This window comes from Exiguobacterium sp. TDN 0502 (assembly GCF_050846835.1).
Taxonomy (GTDB): domain Bacteria; phylum Bacillota; class Bacilli; order Exiguobacteriales; family Exiguobacteriaceae; genus Exiguobacterium_A.
Genome location: NZ_JBOZGJ010000010.1, coordinates 39,927 through 55,899 on the forward strand (window position 1 = coordinate 39,927; position 15,973 = coordinate 55,899).

Here is a 15,973-nt window from a genome sequence, read left to right on the forward strand (position 1 = left end):
ACGTTATGTGAATTGCATATCAATCACTTGTACGGACAACTGAGATTTGATACGATTACTTCGAGTTCAAGAGGTAGTGATTGACCCCACATCCTCAATCAAGCGCAAGGTGACTTCCCCGAGTCAAGAGCGTTGAAGAACTTACTTTTCTAACCAGCGAAATCTTGGGGACCCACCCCTTGATCCGACGTGACTCATCGTGTAGCCATTCGCATGACCTACGACGTTCCCCCTTAGATCGTCTCATCCGAATGGAACCACAGATAGCTCGATAAACATCAGACCATCCCCGTGGTCTTGAAAGACCTATCTTTGTAGTCCGTTATTTCGTACTTGGTCTAGAAGTAATCTGAGACTCCCCGGTCTCAGACCATAGAAAAAAGACCTTGGTCCCCGCCAAGGTCTTTTTTCTATGGTTAAATCGTTGCGAGTAATTTCATTTTTTGCCAACGACTCACATATGCCCGTTTAGTAAAGACATCATAATGATTATCACGTGCCGCATCGAGGATTCCCCGATAAAGGAAAGCTGCTGCCTTTAATGCTTTCCGACTTTCTCTCGGATAACGCTCAAATGAAGGAATTGCTGCTTCATACAGGTGTTCTGCCCGCAGTGCCACCTCTTCCCACAGACCTACGAAGTCTCCTGAAGGATGACCCGCAAGTAATGATTCCGCTGTGACACCGTATGTCTCCATCCAGTGATGCGGTAAATAAATCCGTCCTCGCTTGGCATCTTCACCGACATCCCGCAAGATATTCGTCAATTGCATCGCAATCCCTAAATCAATCGCCGACTTACGGAGATCTGGCTGTTGCGGTGCTAGAATCGGTAACAGCATTAATCCCACGGTACTTGCGACATAATAGCTATACTGTTCCGTTTCTTCTAGCGTTTGGTATCGATTCTTTTCGATATCCCAACGCATCCCTTCGGCCAGTTCAAGAAAAGGTGTCTCATCCATCTCGTAGCGTTCAAATACGTCTGCTAAGGCAATCCACAATGGTTTGTCGAGAATTTCACCGTGACGGAATCGCTTGAATTCCTCTAAAAAAGCAAGTAGGCTTTCCTTTGGTGTCTCCGATTCATCAACAGTATCGTCAAGAAAGCGGCAAAACGTATAGATGGCATAAACGGCTTGACGATCTGCCTTTGGTAAGAGTGAAAATGCCTTGTAGAACGTCTTCGACCCGGACTGAATGACTTCTTCACATTTGATATACGCGTTCTGAATCGTCACTGAATTCATGTTTCCACCCCATCTCTTGTTCCATTCGATTTACGAGGATCGTTGCACCCATCATGACGACGGGAACACCCCCGCACGGATGAACCGATGCTCCGACCGCATACAGTCGATCGATTTCCGGATATGGTTTAGCCTGTGTCTTCAATGCCGCAGATTGACGAACCGTCGGGGCGATGCCAAAACTACCGCCTTCGTATAAGCCAAACGCTTGTGCATCATTTGGTGTACGTATCTTCATTTCCTGTATCTTTTCCCGGAATCCCGGATGATGATGCTCGATTTTTTCAAGTACAGTTTCGATGAAGCCCACTTTTTCATAATCTTCTACGCCATAACCACGTGGAGAAGGAATCAACGAGTAGACGACGCTATCGTCCGTTCCTGTCAGACTAGAGTCAATTTGACTCGGATGGAATAGATAGACTGCTGGATATTCTGGTAAATGCCCTTTTTTAAAGATATTCGTCATGAGGGGTTCTAAATCATTTGGCATCAAGAAGCGATGCACTGGTAAATCGACCGTTCCCTTCATTTTGAAATACAGCAACAACGTGCCGCCTGATGGAGCGTATGTCTTTGGTTTTTTCCCTTCGACGAGTCGCTCCATTAACGGGAATTCTCCGTTTAGAACGATTTGGTCAAATGCTTCATGTGTTCCATCTTGTAAAACAATTCCTTTCGCCTGCCCTCGGTCGACGACGACACGTTCGACCGGTGCTTCGAAGACGAATCGGACACCTCGTTCAACCAACGTGTCATACATTCGTTCCGCAAGCGAAAAATATCCGCCTTTGACATACCAGACTCCTTCCGCTTGCTCTCGGTACGGAATCAATCCGTAAATCGACGGTGTCGTATACGGATTTCCACCGATGTAGAACGTCGGAAAACTGTAGGCCATCCGTAGATATTTGCTCTTGAAATAGCGTTTTAAATGATCATATGCGGTTTCAAGCGCATGCATCTGTAAAAGCGGGCGCATCATTTCCGGATGCAACAAGTCCGTTTTACGACGGTAACCACGTTCTAGAAATTTCGATACGCTCGTCTCATAATCCTTTTCTTTTTGTTGCATGAATTCATGGAACCCGCGTCCTTCTCCGAATTGACGTTCAATCGCGATGGCTTGATCGACGACATCCGCCACTTTAGTAACAATCGTTCCATCATCAAAATGGAGATCATATAACGGATCGACTCGTTCTAATTCAACTCCATCGATACCAGCCTCCGCTAATTGCTCTTTTAGCTTTCCGGGCATGAGAACAATCGTCGGCCCCTCGTCGATTCGACCACCGGAATCAAAGTCAACGGATCGAAGTCTACCACCGACACGTCGTTCTTTTTCAAAAATCGTAATCTCGACATGCGGGTGACGTGCTGTCAACAAGAGGGCCGCATGCAACGTTCCGACACCTGCTCCTACAAATCCGATCTTCATATGTGCGCCCCCTCTTTTTCAAGCACAAGTTCAGCCGTAATCCGGGCAGATTCAAAAATCGTCGGTAACCCACTCCCTGGATGTGTGCCCCCTCCGACAAGATACAGATGATCCAGTTCTTCGAATCGATTGTGCGGACGGAAATACATCATCTGTGTCAGCTGATGTCCTAAGTTAAAGGTTGCACCTTGGTGAATCCCCATCGCTTCCCAATCGTCCGGTGTAAACATCTCTTCGACTTCGATGGCCGCTTCGATTCCTTGATAAGGAGAACGCGTCTCAAGTGCATCCAGGACACGACGGCGTAATTTAGGTCCTTCAATCGACCAATCGAGTTCCGAGTAATTATTCGGTACCGGCACCAGCACGTACATAGCCGACTTCCCTTTTGGCGCTAATGTCGGGTCAAGAACGGATGGGTTTTGGACGTAAAACGAAAAGTCTTCCGATAGTTCCAGCGTCTGTGTCATCTCCCGGACGTTCTTCTCGTAATCTTCCGCAAAATAAATTGTATGGTGAGGGGCATCGAATGTCCGATTGACGCCGAGATACAACATGAATGTCGAACATGAGAATTTTTTCCGATCAATTTTTGGCCGGGACCATTTTTTCAATACACCTTCCGGCACAAGATGATTCATCGCATGTGCAAAATCCGCTCCGATGACGACCTCATCGAACAGTTCGTGTTGACCCGACTCCAAAACAACACCTTCGACTGTTTTTCCGTTTAAGATCAATTGTTGAATACCTGTATCTAACTTTACACGACCCCCGAGTTCTTCGACCGCACGTTGCATCGCTAATGGTACTTGGTGCATTCCGCCAATCGGATGATGTACACCGTAAGCATGTTCCATATAAGATAAAATTGAAAATCCACCAGGACATTCCCAGGCAGACATGCCGAGATACTTTGCCTGGAACGTAAACGCGTACTTCAATTCTTCACTTGTAAAATAGTCAGACAAGACATCATATAGAGATCGACCTAAAGAAAGTCTAGGCAGTGCCGTCAAGACACGCGGTGACAAATAGTCGGTCAACCGGTCATGCCGAGTCTGCAGGATAGGCATTAATTTTCCGAGTTTTAGTGCTTGTTCTGCCATGAAGCGGTCATACCCCTCTCCGTTTCCCGGAAAGTGTTCTTCAATCGTTCGTTTCATTCGATCCCGATCCGTCGTCATCGTAAACTGCTCCGTCCCCCCTTTGAAATAAAGGGTATACATCGGGTCAAGTGCCTTCAAATCTAAATAGTCTTCAAGCTGAAGACCGGCTTCACGAAAAACATTTTCTAAAATATGCGGCATATTCAAAAAAGTCGGTCCTCGATCGAATGTATACTCACCGATTTTGACGGCTGAAGTCCGCCCGCCGACCTGTGCCTGTTTTTCATAAACGGTGACATCTACTCCTTTTCCTGCTAATAACAAGGCACATGCTAGTCCCCCTGGTCCTGCTCCAATCACTGCTACCCGTCGCTTCACCCGAATCTCTCCTTTTTCTCTCTGATCGTTTCAACTATTATACTAAGCACATAGTAAAAGCGACAAATTTGAACTGTCTTCTAACTGTAAAAACGCCAGTCTTCGCTTAGGAAGTGGCGTTTGCAGTGACGATATACCAAGCACCTTCTTTTAAGAAAGGTGTGATTGAAATATTTTCAAACCCAGCTTTTGATAAATCTTTCTTCAATTCTTCCTTGCTAGGTAATGGATATAGATTCTCGTGCAACGTCATGAAAGCGTTAAAGGCTGCTGAGAAGGGTGCACCATGATCGCTGTCACGTAAAGGGGTGACGAGAATGACGGTTCCATCATCTTTGACGAAGCGACGTACACCTTCTAATAACGCAAGACGTTCGGTTTGCGGGAAATAATAGAGAATATTGTTCATCATGACACCGTCATATGTCTCTTTCACATCATAGGTCTTGATATCCCCGACGACAAAGTCAATCTCACCACTCGGTTCGCGTCGTTTTGCTTCTTCAATGACGGATTCTTCGATATCGATCCCGGCGAGCCGAAGTTCCGGAAGCGCTTCATGGATTTTTCGCAAATATCCACCATAGGCACAACCGATATCGAGGAGCGATGTAAGATTTTTGCTACGAATGATATGACGGACAGCCGGAAACGCAACTGTCTCAACGAGCGCAGACGTTTCTGCGACGATATCGCCGTGTTCCTCACCACTAAAAACTTTCTGCTGACCGTCTTCTAGGAATTGTGGGTAGGAAAACAGCGCCGGTAGATGCAACTCCATCATTTCAGACAGCATGAAACCGATACTACGCTCATCTGATTGAGAGAGTTCAGGTAAGACATGACGAGTCGCCGTATAACGGTGATCTTTTTTCTTCAGATGACCGACGGCTACACCGACCTCGAACCAGCGTGACAGTGCTTCCTGTGTTAAGGGACGTTGCATCCGCAACTGTGCTTCTGCTTGTGTTGCGCCTGTTTGCAAAGCATCGAACAAGCCATATTTATAACCGATATACCCATGCCAAAGTGGTAATACCGGTTCTGCGCGTTTCATCCATTTTCGTGCCCGAAAAACCTTCGTCCATTCTTTCAACTGTGCCACAAGCGTTCCCCTCTCTACTGTGTATTACATCCCTTTTCCCAAATAACAACCACTTGTAAACAAAAATTACAATCGGATGTACGAAAAAAAGCCCCTCCTGACATGAAAGTCAGGAAAGACCTTTTTAACGTATGCATTTAGAAGAATTTCATACCGTATGGAAGAGAGTATCCAAGGAATACTGTTACGAGAACCAGTACGATAAATCCGATGACAAAACCAGAATATCCTTTTCCTTTTTTGACGCGAACGAGTGTCAACTCTCCGAAGATGAGTGTCAAGAGACCGGCTGTGATCTTCGCATGATAGAGTGGGTCCGGATTTTCAGACATCCCCATGATTTTGATATACAGGTAAAGACCTGTCGCGAACGTCAATAAAAGGAGAAGACGGAACGCCATGTGAATGCCTTTTGCGGCTTTCTTATTGTTCTTGTACATCGAAAAGGCGACGAAGAATGTGACCAATAAAAGGACCCAAAGTAAGACGTGTGTGTGAACGAATGCTGTGATTGGCATCTCAATACCTCCTTTCTTTTCCTATTTCATCGTATCTGATTTTCGTTCGAACACCTAGCGTTATTTTGTCGATATATGGTTTATTCAGGAGATTGTCACATGTTCTGGCTGTACGATAGGGAATTTAACTGTAAAGAGACTGCCTTGTTTGACGACGGATTCGACATGAATCTCTCCGCCGTGACCCGTGACGATTTCTTTACAGATGGCAAGGCCAAGACCCGTACCACCAATCTTTCGACTATCTGAATTATCGACTCTGTAGAATTTTTCGAACAACCGACTGAGCGATTGCTCCGGGATTCCGATTCCCTCATCACGCACCTGAAGTATGACTTGATCTCGTGACGTTGAAAGTACGACGTCAATCGCACCACCGGCGGGTGAATATTTCACAGCATTGTTCAACAGATTGTTAAGCAGCTGTCGGATTTTTTCCTCATCCGCCTCAATGATTGGCAGTTGATTCCCTTCCAGTCGATACATGATACGGTGTGCATTCGTTGATTCCGCATAAAACTGCGTCGTTTCCTCAACGATTGATTGAATGTTCAAGGACATCTTTTTATAAGACTGCGTGCCTGATTCCATTCGTTGTACATCCAGAAAATCATTGACGAGATTTGCAAGTCGTTCCGTTTCCGAGTGAATCGTCCGCAAATACCGGTCCTGCCGTGCATCTTCGATATCCCGGTTCAACATCAATTCCGTGAAGCCATAAATGGATGACAACGGTGTCCGGAGTTCGTGGGAAACCGTCGAGACAAGTTCCGACTTCAGACGGTCCATCTCCGTCTCTTTCGTCACGTCACGCATGACAAGCATCGTTCCTTTGTGTACATGATGAATGTCGATCACTTCGACATAAAACTGAATGAAGACCGTCTCGTTTCGTACCGAGAATTGTAGACTTTCTGTCGGCACCTCGCCTCGTAAGACGGCATCTACATAACGACTGAAGGCTTCCGGATCATCGACGACGGATTGAATGACGTCGAGACATGTTTGAAGTGTTTCTTGCTCTAGCTGGGCACTATACCGCAGCTCTGGGAATAAATCATACAATGGTCGATTGACGAAGACTTCTTCTTTTCCCGGTTCGAGATAGATGACTGCTTCTCGAATCGAATCGAGAATTCGTTCCGTCTTCGTTTTTTCTTTCGTCATTTCATCAAATAACCGCATCCGTAAAAGCGACAGCGATAATTGACGGGAGAAGGACATGACGTCACGCATCTGTTCATCCGTAAACTGATCCCGGTAACGAACGAGATAGATATAAGCGATGATTTCACCTGAAGCAGGTTCAAGAATCGGTACGGCTGTCTCGTACATGTAATACGGATACGGTAACGGATGGTTACTTGCGACTTGTTTAGAGGAGTGAACAGGTGTCTTCAATGATTCTGCCCGTTTCAATAACGACACATCATTTTGAAGAAGTTGCGCGGCAAGTTCATCCGTCATCCCGTGTGTGACGACAGAATAGGTCTCCTCTTCGTCAACAAAAACGAGTGCACCAATTTCAGAATCGGTAATCGTCACGAGTTTCTCGATGATTTCCGGATAAGCCGTTAACGATTCCCGTGCCGCAAGCGTTTCCGTTAAATCATTGCGGTACTGAAGATGTTGCTCATTACGCATCGTCAATTCGAGTGCTTCTTCCAGTTCTTGCTGTTGCGCCTGTAATTCTTCTTGCTGAGCTTGCAGTTCTTCCTGTTGCGCCTGCAATTCTTCATTTTTTGCGAGCAAATGCTGTTTATTCTCAGAAATCGAACTCGCCATCTGATTGAACGATAATGCCAGTATACCAATCTCATCTTTCCGATTCGGTACTTTTACGTTCGAGACATCTTCCCCGTTCGCGAGCCGTTGACTATTTTTGACGAGTGATAGCAATTCCAGTGTAATCCGCCGGATGAATGGATAGATGAAAAAGATGAGAACCGCAATCAAGACGACGATGTTTGCAAGCCAAATCAATTGTGTCGTCCGAATTTCTTGCGCGAGTTGATCGCTCGTCTGCTTTGCCCAGTCTTCTAAAAATTGACGATAACCACCTAGCGCCAACTCACTTTTATTGATTTCAGACAGAACATCGATGTTTCCTTTAGCATCAAGCTGGATTTTACCCTCAGCTAACAATTGCTGACCGAGTGGCAGTTCGGCAAGTGTCGTTCCTTTTAAAAAGGATTCCGTCACATCTCCAGATTCTTTTTCTTTTACATATGCCTGGACGAGCGGCAAGACTGATTCAAAATAATAACGATAGAGTTCCCTCGAGGATGCGGCGAATGCCTTTCCTTGATCATAAATCGCGTTCGTTTCGAACCATTGTGTCTGCTGGTCAATCTTCGTTCGCTGAGACATGACTTGTTCATATAAATCAGTATTTCCCATCAAGGCATACCCGCGCAGATTGAACTGAACGTCCTGCCATTCTTCCCATAAAGCACCTGCTCGCGCGCTACGATCACGAATATCTTCTAATTTGGCCCGTGTCGCCTGTAGTTTCGTATCCGTATAGTTGTAGACGATCAGTGAGGAAATCATGAGGGTCGCTAATACGACATAAAAGGAAGCCATCAGTTGGCGTCCGATTTTCCGATTAATCCACTTGATGATCACTCAGTATTCCTCCCACGACATCAATCAGTTCAAGGGGACTAAATGGTTTTGAGAAGAAATAGTTTGCGCCGATTTCTTCAGCGCGTTCCCGATCGGATTGTTGACTTTTGGCAGTCAGCATCATGATTTTCAAATGTTGTTTATCCGGATGCTGTCGTACTTTTTCAATGACCTCGATCCCGGTCATACCCGGCATCATATAATCAAGCAAGACAAGGTCATACTCCGTACTCATAATCTTTTGATAGGCCTCGTCTCCGTCTGTTGCCTCGTCAATTAAATATCCTTCATCTTCTAATGTATCAAGTACCAACATTCGTAAGACATCTTCGTCTTCCGCAAGTAAAATACGCGCCATCTATTAAACCTCCTAAAATTATCCATCTTTCAATTAACATATCTTCTTTATTTTACACAGTTCCTTCTGAATAAGAAATGAAAAACATTAGAGAAATCATTTTTCTTCTCTCCCTTTCCATCCCCTCTTTTGATCCCTGACAAAACCTCCTCTGCCTGTTCCGAAAGAAGGAAGGCATGAGGAGGTTTCATCTCTCACCATTATTCACTCTATGTCGATCGTTTCTTCTAACGCGAAGGCATAAATCACTTTCCGTGTAATACGAATGCGAAGGATGGCCTCTAACGCTTCTTGATATAAATTCAACTGGGTTGCATAACGTTCGCGTAATACATCAGCAGGGCTTTGTTCGTCTGCCGTCTCAACGATCTGATCGGATTTATAATCCAACAGGATGTACGTCTCGCCATCTTGAATCAAGCAGTCGACGATCCCTTGCATGACTGCATCATCAACCGGTCCCGCCCAGTCCTGTCGAAAACGAGAAGCCTTGATTTTATAGGTGAATGGCAACTCCCGGTACACTTGATGCGTTCGCAAACGGTCACTGAACAGTCGACCTATATCCGAATTCAAAAAGCCTTGTAGTTGACCAGCCGCTTCCCGCATCGTCGTCGCCTCGATTTGTGTGATGCGTTCTTCCTTTTCCCATTGATCGATTTGAGCCAGAAGCGGAAGGTCCGGTAGATAGAGTTGCATCGCCAAGTGCAGTACGGTCCCCCGTTCTGCACCACTTAAAACCGGTCCAAGGAATTGAGGCGTACGGTAATAGTTCTTTTGGCGATACGTCGTCTCAAAAGCTGCTCGCTCAAGCTGCTCCGCCCGTTTCAGTTCAGTTACGGTTCGTTTAGCTGCCGTTTCCGTCGCCAGCGCATGAGGGTAACGATAGGAAAATGCTGATTCAACTGCTACTTTAACGGATTCATTGATCGGAACATCTATTTTCTCAAGCTTTTGCACATGTTCCAACTGCTCGACCAATGTTGAGATTTCTTGATAAGGTGCCAGCTCTTCAAGGGATAGAAGTCGCAGCGACCACTCTGTTTCATCTGGGCGGAGCAGGCTACTACGAAGGACTGCCGGTACGACCCAATCAGCATAACTCTTCGCTTGTCGGCGATCATTTTCCGATAACAAGACTTCATCCGGTGGAGTCATTTGCCAATCGATCAACTGGGTGTCTAGATCCTTCACCGTTCCGACGAGAATCAACTTTTCCTTCGCCCGAGTCATCGCAACATATAGTACACGCATCTCTTCCGCCTTCATCTCACGATCCATTTCCCGACGGATGACTTCCTTCAATAATGTACCTGATCGTAAACGACGAATCGGATCGATTGCATCCAGTGCGATTCCATATGTCTTATGCAACTGAATGGCTTGCATCTGATCCTGCTTATTGAATTGTTTCGTCAATTGACTGACGATCGTCACTGGAAATTCGAGACCTTTCGACTGATGAATCGTCATGATACGGACAACGTCTTCGTCCTCCCCGAGCGAACGGGCTTCCGCAAAATCCTCACCGCGCTCAATCAACCGGTTAATCAGACGAAGGAAACGGTACAAACCACGGTATCCAGACGCTTCATACTGCTTCGCCCGCTCATAGAGTGCGTTCAAGTTAGCTTGGCGACTTCGTCCTCCCGCTAAGCAACCGACATATTCAAAATAACCGGTCTGATCAAAGAGTGAGCGAATGAATGCAGGAAGTGCACTTCCTCGTGCTTCCGTACGCCATGCTTGGATTCGACGGATGATCTCATCAATGGAAACACCCAGCGATGAATCTTCTGACGCCATTGCCAGCGCGGCTTCATAAAAACTTCCATCTTTTTGCTTCGCACGGATGCGTCCAAGATCTTGATCCGTCACACCGAATATGGGTGAACGCAGTAGACTTGCAAACGGGATATCCTGCAAGGGATTATCAATCGTTTTGAGCAACGCCATCATGATCTGAATTTCGGTTGCCTGAAAATAACCGCCTGTCGTATCCGCGTAGACCGGAATTTCGTACTGCTCAAGTACTTCAACGAGAGCCTGCACGCGTTTTCCACGTGAACGTGCTAATACGACGATGTCTCGGTATTCACATGTCCGGAAACGATTCACTTTACTGTCGTAGATTAAATGTGGATGTTCGGTATCGACCAGTTCGAGAATTCGCGTCGCAATCGCGCGTGCTTCGACTTCCTCTTTTTCGCTATCCAGTGGATCAATCAACAGTAGCTCAGGGGCGACTTGCTCCGACTCAAGATAACTCATGTTTCCGAGCCGAAGATGCGCCGCTTCGTCGTAATCGATTTCGCCCACTGTCTCATCCATGACTTGGCGGAAAATCTGATTCGTACCGTCCAGAACTTCTAAACGACTGCGGAAATTTTTCGTCAAGTCAATCCGTGTTCCAGCAGCCGTCTGCTGAAATCGCTTGAATTTTTCAAGAAACAGTCCCGGTTCTGCGTGACGGAACTTATAGATGGATTGTTTGACATCCCCAACCATGAACAAGTTCCCTGTCGCCTCATCCGTCTTTGAGACGAGCTGGATAATCCGCTCCTGCACCTCGTTCGTATCCTGATATTCATCAACGAGCACTTCGATGAATCGGTCTTGTAGCAATTTGGCTACATCGGACGGTTGCCCGTCTGATGTCAGAATTTCCAGGGCAAAATGCTCTAAGTCTGAAAAATCGACGATCCCTCGCTGTTGCTTCGCTTCTAAATAGTCCGTTGCAAATTGACGGACGAGCGTAACAATCGTCTCGACATGGCGCAACTGTGAACGCAAGTCTTCCAAGTAATCGACACCGGTCTTTTGGACGAATAGTTCTTTTGCTTTCTTGAACTCTGCGACGAGCCGTGTCCGCTCTGTTTGAAACGGTTTGATTCCTTCATCTCCTCGTGGACTTTTCCAGCGTCCGAACTCGAGCGCTTGAAAAGCAAAAGCGACCGTCGTCCATTGCCGTGCATGCGTCTCAAGGCTTGAAAAGGGTGCGATATCCTGACGCATCATAGTACCCATTTCCGCATACCCTGACTGTTCAAGCTCCAATGCGAGTTCGCGATATCGACTTAATAGATTCGCCAGACTCTCCCATTCTAGATCGACGAGGCGTTGCATGAGCGATGACTCATCCGGATCGATCGGCTGATCGTATTGAGCAATCAAATGTGCATAAAACGCTTCTGGATCTGGTAAAGAACGCGAAAAACGATACAGATTCGAAATCAAGGTAATCATCGCCTGATCATCACGGTCTGATGTATAGCTATCAATCAAGTCATAGAACCCTGGATCTTCCGATGCATAAAAGGATTCGAACAGAGCCTCTAGCACATCATCTTGCAACAAGAGCAATTCAGATTCGTCGGCAATCCGGAATGCAGGATCGAGACCGATACGATAGTAGTTTTCTCGTAGAATCGATAAGCAGAACGAGTGAATCGTCGTAATTTGGGCTCGGTTCATCAGCTGACGCTGTTTCTTCAAGTACAGATCATCCGGTGCCTCTTTGATCCGTCGGTCCATCACTTCAATGACTCGGGTCTTCATTTCTCGTGCCGCCGCGTTCGTAAACGTCGCAACAAGAATCCGATCGGCGGACAATGCGTCTTCTGGGTCCATCAAACGTTGGGTCAATCGTTCGACAAGGACGGCTGTTTTACCAGAACCAGCGGCTGCTGAAACTAAGATATGTCCGCCCCGTGCTGAGATTGCTTGCTGTTGTTCTTCGGTCCAACGTACACTCATTCTTCTTCCTCCTTCAGCCGTTCCAGTACCTCTTTCTCAGACATCGGTTTTAATGGACGATAACGGTTTCCAAGTGATTCATCGAATTGACAAACGGAACGATACTCACAAAAACTACACGGTGTCCGCTCCTGATAGTCGAACGGATTGATCGCGATGTCTCCGTCATAAATGTCCTGACTGCTCTCTTTCAGTTCTTCCCACGCATGGTTCATTAGTGCCGATAATTCTTCCTCCTGTACGACACCTTTTGTTTGCGTCTTATGCAAGCCATTTTTCGTAAATGTCACTTTAACGAGCGGCGATTTTTTCCGTTCATCGTACGCAATATGATCCATCGCCCGTAATACCTCATCATTTTCGAGAATGACTCCCTGCATCTGATAGGACTCAAGCAACAACCGATTGCGTTCCTCGTCGTCAGCAGACAAGTCTCCCCGTAACATCGGATTCTTGACATGGAAGTAAAGAGCACCGGCCGGTTTAGCCTGTTGCTGGTACAACAATTCAGATTGCTCGACGACCGTCTTTAGATAAAGCAGCATCTGAATCGCCAGTCCGTAATAGATTTCCGCAAAGTCGAGTCCCCGTGCACTCGACTTGTAGTCGATGATGCGAACGTATAGTTGATCTCCGATCTTTGCCTGATCAATCCGGTCAATCCGCCCGGTGAATTCGATTTCCGTTCCATCCGGTAACGTGAAGCGTAACGGTGGAAACGTTGTGTTTCCGAAACTGATTTCAAACAGATCCGGTTCGAAATCCGTTCGTTTCGACTGTTCGACTAACATCTTCGCAGTCTGTTCGACGACATCCGTTAATTTTTTCTTGATATATCCGAATCGGCTCGAACTCATTAAAATCGCATTTTGAATCTCTGGTGTTACCTTTTCGACGGCTTCCTTCGCAAGCGTTCCGCACGTCTCCCCGTCAAGTTCCTTCCAGTGACGTCCGGAAGCTTTGATGCTAAGCGATAAATCGTTTAATGCCCCGTGGAACAGGTTTCCGATATCTGGTGCTTCGAACTTATAGAGTTTTCGTTCACGCAGTCGGAGACCGTATCGCGCGAAGTGTTTATAGGAGCAGGCATTATAGGTTTCAAAACGTGAAACACTTGCTTGAAGGGAGTCGCCGTATAATTGGTGCGCAAGTCCTTCCGGAAGTGCTTCTGCATGATTTTGATAGAACAAGGCATGTGAGAACAATGCCATGCGGTCGCGTCCTTGTCCGTTTTCAAGAAGTGTGTTGTAGACTTCAAACCACATTGGCTGAATCGGATAACGTCGCTGCAGACGTCGAAGTTCAATCGCTGTCGCAGCCGCCGCACGGTCTGGACTCGTTACGAAGTGAAGTTGTTCCTGCGGTGCATGCTCTCCAGCTTCTGCAAAATGCGTCTTGATCGGGCGATCAAGCAACAGTTGTCGCTTCAATTGTTTAGTAACAGCAGCCGGCTGCAACGCTTTTCCCTCTTCATCCACAAGCGCATAACTGACGTACAAGGCTTCGCTTGGCGCCATCATCCCCTGATACAAGTAATACAGTTCATCATCAAACACATCGAGCGATGCCTTACCGACCGGAATGCCATGTTCATGTAAAAAATCATGATCATTTTCCGACAGAAGTTTGGATTGATCCTGAACGAATGGAATGAGACCGTCGTTTGCTCCGAGTAAAAAGACGACTTTCACGCGTTGCAATCGTCCGCGTACGTAATCTGTCGCAATGACTTGATCAAGCGAAGGTGGAACGAGTGCGAAACGAAGGCTTTCAAGACCCGTTTCGACCATCTGGACGAATAACTCTGTCGATAAGGTGTGCTCTGGTGCGGCAGCCTCCAACTGTTCGAATAGATGCAGTATCGCTTCGTATACCTGATCGTGCTCCCGAGCTGCCAGTAAGTGATCTTCTTCGAGCGCAAGACGCCGCCACTCCATTAAACGGTCAGCAATCTTTTGATCTTCAAGAAATTGATACAATCCTTTCGTATACGCACTCATCGTTTTTGCCTGCTTCAGGCGGCGCTCCAATGGTTCAATCACCCCGACGACAAAGGTACGCAATCGATTCAATTCCTCTTCCTGAGCCAGTTCCTCTTCCGATAACCGGACCTCTTCCGCTAAGCGACGTTTCAATTGCCAAGGCTGTTGCCACATGGAACCTTTGATTCCCCGTTCGAGCACGAACGTCTCGAACCGATCAAGTGCCAAACGTGCATCTTCTGAAGGAATCGGCAATAGTTCCGTCTTGAGTAACCGGAAAACGGTCTCTTCCCGGTAGCCGGACATCACAATGTCGAGTGCCGATTGAATCAATTCAACAAGCGGATGATGGACCATCGATTCACGCTGATCAAGGAAATACGGAACGTCGTACATCTCGAAGGCTCGCTCCAAATGATCCGCGTACGGCTCGAGGTGCCGGACGACGAATGCCATCTCGTGAAAACGATAACCTTTTTTTCGCACAAGCTGGACTGCTGTCCGAACGGCTGCTTCCGCCTCGACCTGACGATTGACGGCAGCTGTCATCTGAAAACCATCCGTTTCATGATCGACAGCTGGATAACCGGGATTCAATACTGCCTGCTCCAAATGTTGAAGTCCACTTGAACGGAATTTGACAGCACGGTCATAGAACACTTCTTCATATTCAATCGACTGTTCCTGCATTTGACCGATCAGTTGCATGTAACACCGCTGGGATACACCAAAGGACGTCTGCTTAGCATACGGATTCGTCGCGTCCATCGTAAAACTGATATGCATCTCGCTGACTTGTTGCATCAAAGCAAGCAATACCTGCTGTTCTTGTAGCGAAAATTCATAGAATCCGTCGACGATGATCGTCGCTTTATCGAGTTGCGCCTTAGGCAACAATTCAAGCAATGTCGTGTAATAGTCATCTGCATGCAGTGCTTTATTGACAATACGTTCTGTAAAACGCTCATAGATCAAGGCGAGATCGTTCAGCTTCGGGGACCGCTCAAGCGAACGGTCACTTACTTGCCGCAACATTTCCGGCTCAATTAATGAACGCTTAAACGATGCAATGAGTTCATCGAGTCCTTTAAAGAAACCAGGCATGTGTTTCGTCCGTTTAAAAATCTTCAGTTCATCTTCTGATTCTTCGACGACCTGTCGAAGCAATAATTGTGTTCCTGTCTCATCCAAAAACGGAATCGCCTGATTCCCATAATCGCGTAAGATATGAAACGCAAATCGGCGTAGGCTCATGACTTCCAGCCGAACAAGACCTGCAATCCGCTCATCCGTGGCGATCCGCCGCTCCATTTCAAACGACATTTGGTCCGGGACGATGAAGTACATCTTATCGCCTAACGGTCGTTGCTCGAGCTCATGGATGACGCGTTCAATCAATTGCGTCGTTTTTCCGCTGCCGGCACGACCAATGTGCATATGGTTCATCA

General features: G+C 46.7%; 9 protein-coding genes. All 9 read right to left on the minus strand.

The window, feature by feature from the left end; genetic code table 11:
• Positions 1–416: 416 nt before the first annotated feature.
• Positions 417–1,250 (minus strand): phytoene/squalene synthase family protein, encoded by an 834-nt coding sequence (locus tag ACRPK8_RS11300; RefSeq protein WP_432238305.1) that lies wholly within the window; start codon positions 1,248–1,250, stop codon positions 417–419.
• Positions 1,210–2,691, minus strand: coding sequence for a phytoene desaturase family protein (locus ACRPK8_RS11305; protein ID WP_432238306.1), 1,482 nt, complete (start codon positions 2,689–2,691; stop codon positions 1,210–1,212). Before ACRPK8_RS11305 ends, ACRPK8_RS11300 begins: the two co-directional genes overlap by 41 nt.
• Positions 2,688–4,178 (minus strand): phytoene desaturase family protein, encoded by a 1,491-nt coding sequence (locus ACRPK8_RS11310; RefSeq protein ID WP_432238307.1) that lies wholly within the window; start codon positions 4,176–4,178, stop codon positions 2,688–2,690. Before ACRPK8_RS11310 ends, ACRPK8_RS11305 begins: the two co-directional genes overlap by 4 nt.
• A gap of 106 nt (positions 4,179–4,284) precedes the next feature.
• Complete coding sequence (locus ACRPK8_RS11315) at positions 4,285–5,235, minus strand: class I SAM-dependent methyltransferase (RefSeq protein WP_432238308.1); 951 nt, start codon at positions 5,233–5,235, stop codon at positions 4,285–4,287.
• Between the two features lie 185 nt (positions 5,236–5,420).
• Positions 5,421–5,801, minus strand: coding sequence for a DUF1516 family protein (locus tag ACRPK8_RS11320; protein ID WP_432238309.1), 381 nt, complete (start codon positions 5,799–5,801; stop codon positions 5,421–5,423).
• An 84-nt stretch (positions 5,802–5,885) separates the two neighbouring features.
• Positions 5,886–8,429 carry an ATP-binding protein gene (locus ACRPK8_RS11325; RefSeq protein WP_432238310.1) on the minus strand — a complete coding sequence of 848 codons (2,544 nt, stop codon included), beginning with the start codon at positions 8,427–8,429 and terminating at the stop codon, positions 5,886–5,888.
• The gene (locus ACRPK8_RS11330; RefSeq protein ID WP_432238311.1) at positions 8,410–8,787 is read right to left on the minus strand and encodes a response regulator; all 378 of its coding nucleotides are present in this window, start codon (positions 8,785–8,787) and stop codon (positions 8,410–8,412) included. The genes ACRPK8_RS11325 and ACRPK8_RS11330 overlap by 20 nt, the downstream gene beginning before the upstream one ends.
• A gap of 204 nt (positions 8,788–8,991) precedes the next feature.
• The gene (gene addA / locus ACRPK8_RS11335) at positions 8,992–12,543 is read right to left on the minus strand and encodes a helicase-exonuclease AddAB subunit AddA (RefSeq protein ID WP_432238312.1); all 3,552 of its coding nucleotides are present in this window, start codon (positions 12,541–12,543) and stop codon (positions 8,992–8,994) included.
• Positions 12,540–15,971 (minus strand): helicase-exonuclease AddAB subunit AddB, encoded by a 3,432-nt coding sequence (addB, locus tag ACRPK8_RS11340; RefSeq protein WP_432238313.1) that lies wholly within the window; start codon positions 15,969–15,971, stop codon positions 12,540–12,542. Before addB ends, addA begins: the two co-directional genes overlap by 4 nt.
• Positions 15,972–15,973: the final 2 nt, after the last annotated feature.